Raw genomic sequence first — 12756 nt, forward strand, 5'->3', positions numbered from 1 at the left:
CCACTTCCAGCCAACGCACGCCCAGATCGTATTCTCCGGCGCCGGTTTTTTCGACCAGGCCATGCGCCATCAGCGCACCGAGGATGCGGTGTGCGCTGGCGGTGTGCAACCCGGCCTCGCCAGCGAGCCGGGTCAGTCCGAGCGGCCCGGATGCGCGGGAGAGGATGCCGACCAGTGCCATGGCACGGTCGAGGACCTGGATCGAGGAGCCGGCGTTTTTCATAAAGTGAAAATTTATCACGCGATGTGAAATTGCGGACAGTTTACTGCTTCAATACGTCCATCGTTTCGCATCGCGCGAAACAATTTCACATTATGAAAGGTATAGCCATGAGCGCCCAGATGCTGTCCACCCCTGAAACCCTGCCCGCCTTCTGCGAGGGCATCCAGTATTTCGCCGACAGCCTTCCGGAAATCGAGCGCCTCGGCGCCACGCCGCTGCTCGGCCCCGACCGGCCGGCCCTGCCCGACGCAACCAGCGAAGCGGCCATCTACCAGACCCTGCTGGCTGCCGACGCACTGCGCTATCTCACACTGCAGGTCACCGGCAGCAAGTCCTCCGGCCACCCCGGCGGCTTCGCCTCCAGCGCCGACGCAGTTGCCGCGCTACATCTATTGGGCCACCGCAACATGGTGACCGAGGTCGGCCACCACGCGCCCGGCTTCTACTCGGCGATGTTCCTCGACACTTCGCTGGAAGCCATGGGCATCCACAGCGTGGCCGAGATGCGCACGCGTTTCCGCGAGCGCCACGGCCTGCTCGGCCATCTCTCCGGCGCAATCCCCGGCCTGCTGGCGCCCGCGGGTCCGCTCGGCCAGGGCCAGCATTTCGCCATGGCCGGCGCCTATCTGCATCGCGACAAGCTGTTCCCGGTCACCATCGGCGACGGCGGGCTGGGCGAGCCCTATATCATGAGCGCATTTCAGCACTTCGCCACTGCCTATCCCGAGGTCACCAACTATCTGCCGGTGCTGGTGTGGAACGGCTATTCGCAGGAGCACCACAGCATGGTGTCGCTGTGGGACAACGGCCGCATGGCCGCCTACTGGCGCGCCCATGGTTTCGACGAGGTGCACCTGGTCGACGCCCGCGATTTCGCTGACACGGCCGACACCCCGGTCTACGCGGACAGCACGACTTTCGGCTTCGCCGCGCGCATGGCCTTCACCGGCGCCATCCTGAAGGCCGCCGCCGCCGCCGCGCAGAGCGCGCTCTCGGGCCGCCGCGCCTGCCTCATCGTCAAGCAACTCAAAGGAGCCGGCGTGCACGCCACCGGCGCCAAGTCGCACAACCTCTACGCCCACCACACGCTCGATTCCGACGACGTGAAAAACGGGCTGCAGCGCCGCGCGCTGCCGATCCAGGCGTGGAAGGTGACCCGCGAGAACTTCCGCCACGCCGGCGGCGGCCCCGCGGCGCGCGTGGCGGTAACCGAGAGCGTGCGCGCACTGCCCAGTCTCGACGGCCTGCCGCTGAACGAATTCGCCGTCGGCGAAAACCACATCCCGACCACCGCCTTCGGCCACGTGGTCGGCGAAGTCGGCAAGCGCGACCCGCTGTTCGTCGTCACCAACGCCGACGGCAACGAGGCCTCGGGCATGGCCAACATCAACAAGGCGCTGACGATCCGCCACCCGACCGCCGACGACCTGTATTTCCAGGGTCCGTCGGGCCAGGTCTACGAACCGCTCAACGAGGACGCCTGCGCCGGCCTCGCCGTCGGCGTCGCGCTGTTCGGCGGGCGCAGCCTGTGGTGCAGCTACGAATCCTTCGCCATCAACGGCCTGCCGATCTGGCAGACGGTGACGCAGGCAATGGCCGAGCTGCGCCGCCCAACCCCGGCCACGGTGTGTCTGTTCACCGCCGGCGCGCTGGAGCAGGGCCGCAACGGCTGGACCCACCAGCGCCCCGAGATCGAAAGCTACTTCGCCGCGATGATGCGCAACGGCAACGTCTACCCGCTGTTCCCGGTCGACGCCAACATGATCCAGGCGAGCTACGACTGGGCCTTGCGCCAGCACAACAAGGGCATCGTCATCACCGCGTCGAAGTCGCCGCTGCCGATCCATGCCACGATGGCGCAGAGCTACCAGGCGATCGACGACGGCGCGATGCTGCTGCAGGCGCGTCCGGGTTCGCACACCGTGGTGTTCGCGGTGACCGGCGACATGGTGCTGCAGCCGGTGTTCGCCGCCGCCGACAAGCTGGCCGCATCCGGCATCGGCTCGCGCATCGTCGCCGTGGTCAACCCGCGCCGTCTGTACCGCCCGAGCGACGTGCTGTGGGACAGCGTGTCCGAACCAGACGGCCGTTTCATGGACGACGCCGCCTTCAAGGCGATGTTCCATGGCGACGTGCTGATCGGCGTCAGCGGCGGCCCCTCGGCGCCGCTCGAACCCGTTCTGCTGCGCAGCCAGGCGCGCGAGCGCGACGTGTTCTGCTGGAAGCGCGGCGAAACCACCGCCAGCCCGCAGCAGCTGTTCGACTTCAACGGCATGAACGCGCAGGCGATGCACGAGCGGGCGCTGGCGATGCTGGAGCGTGTTTCGGCTTAAAAACTTTATCCGCGAAGGACGCGAAGAAACGCGAAGGAAAATCAAAGCAAGGATCCTGGATTGACACTTCGACACTGCTTGGTTTTCTTCGCGTTTCTTCGCGCCCTTCGCGGACAAAAAAAGGTTTTCACCATGAACCCGAAAATCATCATCCTCGACGACGACCCCACCGGCTCGCAGACGGTGCATTCCTGCCTGCTGCTGACGCGCTGGGACGTCGCCACGCTGCAGACGGCGCTGGCCGATGCGGCGCCGCTGTTCTTCGTGCTGACCAACACGCGCGGCATGGACGCGGCGCGCGCCGCCGAAGTCACCCGCGAGGTGTGCGTCAACCTCAAGACCGCGCTGGCCGACTACACCGGCCCGGTGCTGTTCGTGTCGCGCTCCGACTCGACCCTGCGCGGCCACTATCCGGTGGAAACCGACATGATGAACGAGATGCTCGGACCGTTCGACGCAACGCTGCTAACACCGGCGTTCTTCGAAGGCGGACGCATCACGCGCGACAGTACGCATTATCTGGTCGTCAACGGCACGCCGGTGCCGACGCACCAGACCGAATTCGCGCGCGATTCGGTGTTCGGCTACTCGACCGCCTTCCTGCCCGATTACGTCGCCGAGAAGACCGGCGGCCGCGTTGCCGCCGATTCGGTGCAACGCCTGACGCTGGCCGAGCTGCGCGCGGGCCGCGCCGATGCCTGGCTTGCCGGCCTCACCGGCAACGCGGTCGGCGTGGTCGACGGTGAATTACCTGACGACTATCGTATCTTCGCCGACGCCGCGCTGAAAGCCGCCGCCAGTGGCAGGCGTTTGCTGTTCCGCAGCGCTGCCTCACTGCTGACCGCGCTGGCCCGGCTGCCGCCGCAGCCGGTCGCTGCCGAATCCTTCGCCACGCTGGTGCGCGACGGCCAGCCCGGCGCGGTCGTGGTCGGCTCGCACGTCGCCAGGACCACCGCGCAGCTGACCCAGCTGTTGAAGGAACGCGGCGTGGTCGGTCTGCCGCTCGACGTCGCCCGCCTGCCGGCCGGGCGTGCCGCGGTGGTCGACGAACTGGCGGCGAGCATCACCCACGCCCATGCGCGCGGCCTCACCCCGGTGGTGTTCACCAGCCGCGCGGAGCTTACGTTTGCCAGCGTGGCGGAACGCCTCAAATTCGGCGAGACGGTTTCCGCAACCCTGATGGACGTGGTGAAGCGGCTGCCGGAAACACTCGGCTTCCTCATCAGCAAGGGCGGCATCACCTCCAACGACGTGCTGTCGACCGGGCTCGCGCTCACCTCATCGCGCGTGCTGGGACAGCTCCTGCCCGGCGTCACCGTGGTGCAGACGCCAGCCGACCACCGCCTGCCGCAGCTGCCGGTGGTGATCTTCCCCGGCAACGTCGGCGGCGACAACGCACTGGCGGAGGCCTATCGGCGGCTGGCGCCCTCGCGCGCGCAGACGGGCCCGGCTAAACTCGCAGCCTGAACGTCGCTTTGGCCTTTTTCATGCTGAGTCCCGCCTTCCTCTCCAAGCTGCGCAGCCTGCTGCCGGCGCATTGCGTGCTCAACGAGCGCGAGGACCTGCTGCCTTTCGAGTCCGACGGCCTCGCGGCCTACCGCAACATCCCCGACGTGGTGGTGCTGCCGGAGAACGAGACGCAGGTGGCGGCGATCCTGCGACTGTGCCATGAAAACCAGGTCGCGGTGGTGGCGCGCGGCGCCGGCACCGGTCTTGCCGCGGGGGCGCTGCCGGTGGACGGCGCGGTGCTGCTGGTGCTGGCCAAGCTCAACCGCATCAAGGCGATCGACCCGCTGGCACGCACCGCGGTGGTGGAACCGGGCGTGCGCAACCTGGCGATCTCCGAAGCCGTCGCGCAGCACAATCTTTATTACGCGCCCGACCCGTCGTCGCAGATCGCCTGCTCGATCGGCGGCAACGTCGCCGAGAACTCGGGCGGCGTGCACTGCCTGAAATACGGTCTTACCGTGCACAACATCCTCAACCTGCGCGCGCTGACGATCGCAGGCGACGTGCTCGAAATCGGTAGCGACGCGCTTGATGCCCCCGGCTACGACCTGCTGGCGCTATTGACCGGATCGGAAGGCATGCTCGCGGTGATCACCGAGGTCACGGTGAAGCTGCTGCCGCGCCCCGAGCGCGCGCAGGTGGTGCTGGCGGCGTTCGACGACGTGGCGAAGGCCGGCGCGGCGGTCGGCAATATCATCGCCGCCGGGGTGATCCCGGCCGGGCTGGAAATGATGGACCGCCTCGCCATCCAGGCCGCCGAGGCCTTCGTCCACGCCGGCTATCCGCTCGACTGCGAGGCGCTGCTGCTGTGCGAGGTCGACGGCGTCAACGAGGAAGTGTCGGCCGACATCTACACCGTGCACGAGGTGCTCGAAACTTCGGGCGCGACCGAAATCCGCACCGCCGACAGTGAGGAACAACGCCTGAAATTCTGGGCCGGGCGCAAGGCCGCGTTCCCTGCGGTGGGGCGGCTGGCGCCCGACTACTACTGCATGGACGGCACCATTCCGCGCGCGCAGCTGCCGCACGTGCTGCAGCGCATCGGCGAGATGGGCGCGGAATACGGCCTCGCCGTGGCCAACGTGTTCCATGCCGGCGACGGCAACCTGCACCCGCTGATCCTGTTCGACGCCAACCAGCCCGGCGAACTCGCCAAGGCCGAAGACTTCGGCGGCAGGATCCTCGAACTGTGCGTCGAGGCCGGCGGCACCATCACCGGCGAGCACGGCGTCGGCCTGGAGAAGATCAAGCAGATGTGCGCGCAGTTCGCCCCCCCGGAACTCGCGCGTTTCCACGACGTGAAGGCGGCGTTCGACCCCGACAAACTGCTCAACCCCGGCAAGGCCGTGCCCGAACTGCATCGCTGCGCCGAATGGGGCGCGATGCACGTCCACGGCGGGCAACTGGCGCATCCGGAATTGCCGAGGTTCTGATGTTGACCGAATTCGTTGAGCGCATTCGCTCGGCCCATGCGGCGAATACGCCGCTCGTCATCCAGGGCGGCGGCAGCAAAACCTTCTACGGCAACGCCGATGAAGGCGAGGTGCTCAGCACCCGCAAGCTCGCCGGCGTCGTCGACTACCAGCCGAAGGAACTGGTGCTGAGCGCGCACGCCGGCACCCCGCTCGCCGCGATCGAGGCGCTGCTCGCCGAACAGAACCAGATGCTGGCGTTCGAGCCGCCGCACTTCGGCGATGCGGCCACGCTCGGCGGCTGCATCGCCGCCGGCCTGTCCGGCCCGCGCCGGCCCTATGCCGGCGCTGCGCGCGACTTCGTGCTCGGCGTGAAGATCATCGACGGCACCGGCCAGCCGCTGCACTTCGGCGGCCAGGTGATCAAGAACGTCGCCGGTTACGACGTGTCGCGCCTGATGGTCGGCGCGCTCGGCACGCTCGGCCTGATCACCGAAGTCTCGCTCAAGGTGCTGCCGAAACCGGCGGCGGAAACCACCCTGCAATTCGAACTCGACGAAGCCGCTGCGATCCTGCGGATGAACCAGTGGGCCGGCCAGCCGCTGCCGCTGTCGGCGACCTCGTGGCACGCCGGCCTGCTGACGCTGCGGCTGTCGGGCGCGGCATCCGCCGTGCACGCCGCGCAGGCCCGGCTCGGCGGCGAGCCGCTGCAGGACGCCGCCGCGTTCTGGCAGCGCCTGCGCGGCCAGGCCACGCCCTTCTTCGACAAGCGCCCGTCAACTCTAAATCAGAATCTGTGGCGGCTGGCAGTGAAGCCGACCACGCCGCCGCTGAAGCTGGGCGACGCGCAGTGGATCGAGTGGGGCGGCGCGCTGCGCTGGCTGGCGTCCGAGCTGCCCGCCGCCGCGCTGCGCGAGGCCGCTCGGCAAGCGGGCGGCCACGCCACCCTGTTCCGCGGCAAGGCGCCCGCCAACGGCGCCTTCGCCCCGCTCGCCCCGGCGCTGGCGACGCTGCACCGCAGCCTCAAGCAGCGCTTCGACCCCAGCGGCATCCTCAACCGCGGCCGGCTCTACCCCGACTTCTGACATGCAGACCCAGATCGCCGATTCCTACCGCAACACCCCCGACGGCGAGGTCGCCGAGCGCATCCTGCGCAGTTGCGTGCATTGCGGCTTCTGCCTCGCCACCTGCCCCACCTACCAGGTGCTCGGCAACGAACTCGACTCGCCGCGCGGCCGCATCTACCTGATGAAGCAGGTGCTCGAGGGCGCGACGCCGACGGCGAAAACCCAGCTGCACCTCGACCGCTGCCTGACCTGCCGCAACTGCGAGACCACCTGCCCGTCGGGCGTGGAATACGGCAAGCTGCTCGACATCGGCCGCCACCTCGTCGAGGAGCAAGTCGGCCGCGGCGTCACCGAGACCGCGGTGCGCAGCACACTGAAGAGAGGCCTCGGCACGCCGCTGATTTTCAACAGCGCGCTCAGGCTCGGCCAGCGCGTGCGCGGCCTGATGCCCGGCTTCCTGAAGACGCGCGTGCCCCCGGCCGAAAAAGCGGGCGAATGGCCGGCGCCGCACCACGCCCGCCGCATGCTGGTATTGCAGGGCTGCGTCCAGCCAGGACTCAAGCCCAACATCAACGCCGCCGCCGCGCGCGTGCTCGACCGCATCGGCATCTCGCTCGTCGCCGCGGATGCGGCCGGCTGCTGCGGCGCGCTGGCGCATCATCTCAACGACCACGACGCAAGCCTTGCCGCCGCGCGGCGCAACATCGACGCCTGGCTGCCGCACCTCGACGCCGGGGTGGAGGCCATCGTGATGACCGCTTCCGGCTGCGGCGCGATGGTCAAGGACTACGGCTGGCTGCTGCGCGACGACGCCGCGTATGCGGACAAGGCCACGCGAATTTCCGCCGCAACGAAGGACATTTCCGAAATCCTCGTTGCCGAAGCGGCCGCGCTGAAGTCCCTCGCGCCTCGCGCCTCGCCCCTCACCCAAAAACGCATCGCCTACCATCCGCCCTGCACCCTGCAGCACGGGCAGAAGCTCAGCGGCGGCGTCGAAGCGCTGTTGTCCGACGCCGGATTCGAACTCACGCCGGTGGCGGAAAAACACCTGTGCTGCGGCTCGGCCGGCACCTATTCGATCCTGCAGCCGGCGATCGCCAACCAGTTGAAGGCGCGCAAGCTCGGCCATCTGCAGGCCGGCGACCCCGAACTGATCGTCACCGCCAACATCGGCTGCCTCACCCATCTGCAATCGGGCAGCCCGGTCCCGGTGCGGCACTGGGTGGAACTTCTGGACGAGGCGCTGGCCGTACTTTGAATACCCTCAAGGAGATGCGTCATGCTTTTCAAGCAACTGTTCGAGCCCGTTTCCAGCACCTACACTTACCTCCTCGGCTGCGAGGAAACCGGCCAGGCGCTGCTGATCGACCCGGTGCTGCCGACCTGGGAACGCGACCTCGGCGAGGTCGGCAAGCTGGGCCTCAAGCTCGCGTTCACGGTCGAGACGCACATCCACGCCGACCACATCACCTCGGCGAAGAAGCTGAAGGCGATCGCCGGCAGCCGCATCGCCGGCCCCGCGCTCGATGCGCTGCCGTGCACCGACATCGGCATCGTCGACGGCACGCCGTTCAAGATGGGCTCGGTCGAGTTGACGCCGATCCACACCCCCGGCCACACCGACAACCACTTCGCCTATGCCCACGCCGGCCGGCTCTACACCGGCGACGCGCTGCTGATCGAAGCCTGCGGGCGCACCGACTTTCAGAGCGGCGATGCGGCCGCGCTGTACCGCTCGGTGCGCGGCAAGCTGTTTGCCTACGACGACGACACCCTGGTCTACCCGGCGCACGACTACGAACAGCGCCGCATCAGCACCATCGGCCAGGAAAAGGCTCGCAACCCGCGTCTGGGCGGCGAGCGCACGCTGGAAGATTTCGTTGTGCTGATGAACAACCTCAAGCTCGCCTATCCCAAGTTCATCGACTACGCCGTTCCCGGCAACCGCGACTGCGGCACCTGTCCGCCCGGCGTGCCGGAGCATTTGCAGCAGTATTGCGTGCAGATCGCAGAGAGCCGGCAAGGCTAGTGTCGAGACTCGGAAATATCGCAACATGAAACGGCGTCTTTTTCCGCATGGCGGCGTTGCTCGTCGTTGCCATAGGGCGGGCTATGTCGCCCACCCGCAAGGGGTAGGCCGTGGTTGTAAAGCCGATAAATCGGCAACAACCACGCTCTCCTCGCGCCTTGCCCTGCGAAAAAATCCATCCGTTTCATTACGTTCCCCTATTTCCGAGTCGCGACACTAGCCGGGCTGAAGATCGTCGGGCTGGTTGAAATTGGCGAACCCGGCAGGGTCGAAGCGCACCGTCGTCGAAGCCAATCCCGCCTGCCAGTGGCGCACCGCGCGCTCGCCGCGCGCGAGAAACGCGGCCAGATTCGCGCGCTGATCGGTACGCACGATGAAGCACGTGTGGTGCACGCGCGCACCGTCTTCGGCCACCGCCAGCGGCACGCTTTCCAGCTGTGCCGCGCCCAGCAGGCGGATCACCAGATCGGCGGGCAGATGCGGCGTATCGCACGGCACCACCACCAGCCAGTCCGCCTCCACCGTCTGCAGCGCCGCCAGCACGCCCGCCAGGGGGCCGGGAAAGCCGGGCAGGGGGTCGGGCAGCACGCGGCGGCCATAAGCCGCGTAGCGCTCGGCATTGCGGTTGGCGCTGATGGCGATTTCCCCGACCTGCGGCGCCAGCGCGGCGAGCGCCCATTCGACCAGCGGGCGGCCCCGGTAATCGATCAGCCCCTTGTCGGCCCCGCCCATGCGGCGGCCTTGCCCCCCCGCCAGAATGACGGCGGCCACGCGCGCCGTTTCCCGTCCGTTAGCGGCGGACATACAGATGGAAGCGGTCCGAACGGTCGCCGGGGCGTGCGCCTTCCCACTGCTTGACCCAGACGCCCGGGACATGCGGCGCGGCCTCGCGGCGCCGGGTTTCCACCAGCAGCCAGTCGCATCCGATATCGGCCGGAGCGAGCAGGCGCCCACTGTGATAGGCAAGCAGCAGACGCTGCTGGCTGCGCACCTGATAGGTCTGGATGCAGGCGGTTGGCGGCACCCGCGCAGCCAGTGCTTCGCCCACGCCGACATAACTCAGGCGACGGTCGAGCGGCGCCAGAAACAAGGCCATCAACAGCGTCCAGATGAAGGTCATGCCAGCGGTCCAGACCAGCATGGGCCGCAGCGGCGAACGCTGAAGGCGCGCCAGAAAGACGATCCAGGCCAGGGTGACGGCGATGCCCAGCGCCAACGCCCATGGACGCAACTCACCAACATGGGTCATCCCCAGCTTGCCGAGCCGCACGGCCAAGCGCGCCGGGTGGCCGAGATCGTGCGCGCTCCAGTAGATCCAGAACAGCAGTCCGACAAAGCCGAACAGCATGACCGCAAACCACAGCAAGGCGTTGGCCGCGCCACGCCGCAGCGTGAACAGTCCGGCGGCGCCCAGTAGCGCCAGCGGCAACAGCAGGATGAGACCTTGCTCCTCGTCGGGATCGGCCGCCAGGGCGTACAGGCCGAGCAAGCCTGCCAGCGCCGCGACCGGCAGCACCATGCCCGGCGTACGCCATTGCCGCCGTTCCCGGTATACCGCCCACGCCGCCAGCGGCCATGCCGGCCAGGCGTACCAGCCGAGGATGCCGGGGTAATAGCCCGGCCGCAGGCTGTTGCTGCCCAGCCAGCGCTGCAGATTGAATGCGCGCATCAAGGGAATATGCTGCGCTGCCAAAAAGGCCAGCCAGGCTGCGCCGAACAACAGTGCGCCGCCCACGCCCCAGGCCAGCGAACGGCGCGCCGCCGGACTGCGGTACTCCACCAGCAACAGCGGCATCGATGCCGCCAGCAGCAGAAACAGCAAGGCTTCCGCCGCGCCGCCGGCCAGCAGCATCAAGACCGCGCCGCCGCCCAGCGCCCAGCCGCTGCGGGCATTCTGCGGCAGGCTGGCGATGCCGTACAGCATCACGGCAGCGGCGGCAAACTGGGCGGTATAGGCGTTGAGTTCGTGGCCGCGCACCAGCAGGCCCACGCAGCCCAGCAAGGTGAGCACCGCAGCCCAGCCTGCCTCGGCGCCGTAGAGCACGCGCGCCGTGCGCGACACAAAAAACAGCGCCAGGGCGATGAACAGACCCGAAGCCAGGCGGGCGCCATCGGCCAAAGTCAGGATGGGTGAAGTGAGCCAGGCGGTTGCGGCGGCGACCCAGTAATACAGGGGCGGCGTAGCCGGGGCGGCCTGGGGCGCAGTCCCGCTTTGCAGCAGCAGCCACAGCCGGACGAAATGATCGCCGTCGCCGCCTTTCCACGGCGCATGTCCGATCAGGCCGGGCAGCAGCCAGGCGGCGCAAAGCAGCAGCAAGCCGAGCTGCGGGAGGGTCGCTGCGCAGCAGCGGGGCACCCACCGGCGTACTCCTTGCGGGTGCTGAGGCGTGATCAGGCGTTTATTGAACAATTTTGAGGAGCTGCCCCGGTCTGGGCTCGCCGTCGGGGTAGAGGTCGTTCAGCAGGCGCAGCTGGCTTTCGGCATCGCCGCCCAATGGCGACTGCCGCGCCAGAGCGGCCATCGTGGTGCCGGATTGCGCCGTCAGCAGGCGCAGCACATAGGGACGCGCTGCCTGCCGCTCCGCCGCGCCAAGCGCGTGGAAGCTGTTGATCGCCGCGCGCAGGGCGCTGCGCTCGCGCTCGTACGTGGGCTTGTCCTTGGCCATACCGGCGATCAGGTACTGCGTGCCATTGAACACCACGGCCGCCACCACCACCGGTTTGCCCTGCTGCGCGCCCGCCGCGAATGCGGCCGGATGGCCGCCAAGACTGCCGCTGTCGTAACGCGCGCCGGCATCCAGCTTGAGTCCTTTCTGCAGCGTCTCCAGCGGTTTGTCGCTTTTCGGCCCCTGCTGCAGCTCGACCAGCGCGTCGCCCTGGGGGCTCGTCGCCACCACCCGGTCGGGGCGATTCTGTACCTGCCAGCCGGGCGGAAACTGTAGCGCCAGCCCGAGTTTTTCGTGCAGCAGGGCATTGTTGCGGATCACGCCCTGGTCGGGGCTGTCGCCAAAATACACACCGGCCATTTTCTGCAGGTAATCGTTGCGGCCGTCGCGCGGATTGGCGACGCTGTACTTGCCGGCCTCGCCCACTACCTGCTTGAGGCGCGCATCGTTGCTCGGGTGCGTGTCGAACGTACCGTGATAGGTGCGCGGCTGGCGACCGCCGCGCTTGGCCTGTTCAGCGGCAAACAGCTCCTGGTTTTTCAGCGCGCCGATGACCTCGATCATTGCCTGCGGGTTGTAGCCGGTCCGGGCCAGGTATTCGGCGCCGAGACGGTCGGATTCCAGTTCGTGCTCGCGCCCGTAGCCGGCGGTCCAGGCCTGCGCCAGCGTTTGCAGCAGCGATGCGCCCGCCTGGTTGTTCATCCCCGGCACCAGAATCGAGCCCAGCACCGCGCCCAGCCCCACCGCGGTGGACGCGCTTTGCTGGCGCACCCCGTGGCGCGCGGTGACATGGCCGATTTCATGCCCCACCACCCCCGCCAGCTCGGCCTCGGAATTCAGATAGGCCATGATGCCGCGGGTGATGTAGACATAGCCGCCCGGCAGGGCGAAGGCATTGACGTCGGGGCTGTCGACCACGGTGAAATGCCATGGCAGGTTCGGCCGATGGCTCTGTTTCGCCAGCCGTTGGCCGACCTCGTCGACGTAGGCCTGCAACGCCGGATTGTCCAGTGCCGCGTATTCCTTCAGCACATCCTGGTGTGCCTGCGCACCCATCTGGATTTCCTGCTGCTCCGACATCAGCACGAAATCCTTGCCGCCCGTCACCGGATTTTGCGCGCAGTGCGTCAGCGCCAGCGCGCCGAGTACGGTCATTGCAATACGGCGGAAAGCTCGGGAAGTCACGTTTGCCTCATCCTGATCGGGGAGTGTTCAATGATACCGTCGTGTCGCCGCCAGAACGCAAAAAGCGGCCGAAGCCGCTTTCAGTCGCACCATGCACACCGCGCCGACCGGCTTACTTCATGCCATAGCGCTGGCGGAATTTCTCGACCCGGCCGGCCGTGTCGACGATCTTCTGCTTGCCGGTGTAGAACGGATGGCAGGCCGCGCAGACTTCCACGCGCAGGACTTCCTTGCCCAGCGTGGAGCGGGTTTTGAACGTGCTGCCGCAGGAGCAGGTCACGGCGACTTCCTTGTAATCGGGGTGAATGCCGGATTTCATGGCAATTCCTTAA

The 12756-nt window shown here is 67.7% G+C and carries 11 protein-coding genes; 6 read left to right on the top strand and 5 right to left on the bottom strand.

The window, feature by feature from the left end; all coding sequences use genetic code 11:
* A partial coding sequence (locus Q0L94_RS03505) for a helix-turn-helix domain-containing protein (protein ID WP_296750117.1) occupies positions 1-223 on the bottom strand: 223 nt, incomplete at its 3' end.
* Between the two features lie 107 nt (positions 224-330).
* Between Q0L94_RS03505 and Q0L94_RS03510 the strand changes: the two genes are divergently transcribed.
* From Q0L94_RS03510 to Q0L94_RS03535, 6 genes are all read left to right on the top strand, one after another.
* Complete coding sequence (locus Q0L94_RS03510; protein WP_296750119.1) at positions 331-2556, top strand: phosphoketolase; 2226 nt, start codon at positions 331-333, stop codon at positions 2554-2556.
* 132 nt (positions 2557-2688) lie between these two features.
* Positions 2689-4023 (top strand): four-carbon acid sugar kinase family protein, encoded by a 1335-nt coding sequence (locus tag Q0L94_RS03515; RefSeq protein WP_296750120.1) that lies wholly within the window; start codon positions 2689-2691, stop codon positions 4021-4023.
* A 20-nt stretch (positions 4024-4043) separates the two neighbouring features.
* The gene (locus tag Q0L94_RS03520; RefSeq protein ID WP_296750123.1) at positions 4044-5498 is read left to right on the top strand and encodes an FAD-linked oxidase C-terminal domain-containing protein; all 1455 of its coding nucleotides are present in this window, start codon (positions 4044-4046) and stop codon (positions 5496-5498) included.
* The gene (glcE, locus tag Q0L94_RS03525; RefSeq protein WP_296750124.1) at positions 5498-6562 is read left to right on the top strand and encodes a glycolate oxidase subunit GlcE; all 1065 of its coding nucleotides are present in this window, start codon (positions 5498-5500) and stop codon (positions 6560-6562) included. Before Q0L94_RS03520 ends, glcE begins: the two co-directional genes overlap by 1 nt.
* 1 nt (position 6563) lies before the next feature.
* A complete protein-coding gene (gene glcF, locus Q0L94_RS03530) occupies positions 6564-7802 on the top strand; it encodes a glycolate oxidase subunit GlcF (RefSeq protein ID WP_296750126.1) in 1239 nt (412 codons plus the stop codon).
* Between the two features lie 21 nt (positions 7803-7823).
* Positions 7824-8573, top strand: coding sequence for an MBL fold metallo-hydrolase (locus Q0L94_RS03535; protein ID WP_296750128.1), 750 nt, complete (start codon positions 7824-7826; stop codon positions 8571-8573).
* A gap of 216 nt (positions 8574-8789) precedes the next feature.
* Here Q0L94_RS03535 and mobA read toward each other — a convergent pair whose 3' ends face one another.
* The 4 genes from mobA to rpmE all read right to left on the bottom strand — a co-directional run bounded on the left by mobA (position 8790) and on the right by rpmE (position 12743).
* Positions 8790-9344 carry a molybdenum cofactor guanylyltransferase MobA gene (gene mobA, locus Q0L94_RS03540; protein WP_296750130.1) on the bottom strand — a complete coding sequence of 185 codons (555 nt, stop codon included), beginning with the start codon at positions 9342-9344 and terminating at the stop codon, positions 8790-8792.
* Positions 9345-9363: 19 nt separating this feature from the next.
* On the bottom strand, positions 9364-10890 hold the full coding sequence (locus Q0L94_RS03545; RefSeq protein WP_296750132.1) for a hypothetical protein: 1527 nt from the start codon (positions 10888-10890) through the stop codon (positions 9364-9366).
* Positions 10891-10972: 82 nt separating this feature from the next.
* Entirely contained in the window at positions 10973-12424 is a 1452-nt protein-coding gene (locus Q0L94_RS03550) for a M48 family metalloprotease (protein ID WP_296750134.1), read from the bottom strand.
* 112 nt (positions 12425-12536) lie between these two features.
* Positions 12537-12743 (bottom strand): 50S ribosomal protein L31, encoded by a 207-nt coding sequence (rpmE, locus tag Q0L94_RS03555; RefSeq protein WP_018076672.1) that lies wholly within the window; start codon positions 12741-12743, stop codon positions 12537-12539.
* Between the last annotated feature and the right edge of the window lie 13 nt (positions 12744-12756).

The organism is Thiobacillus sp. (assembly GCF_024708915.1).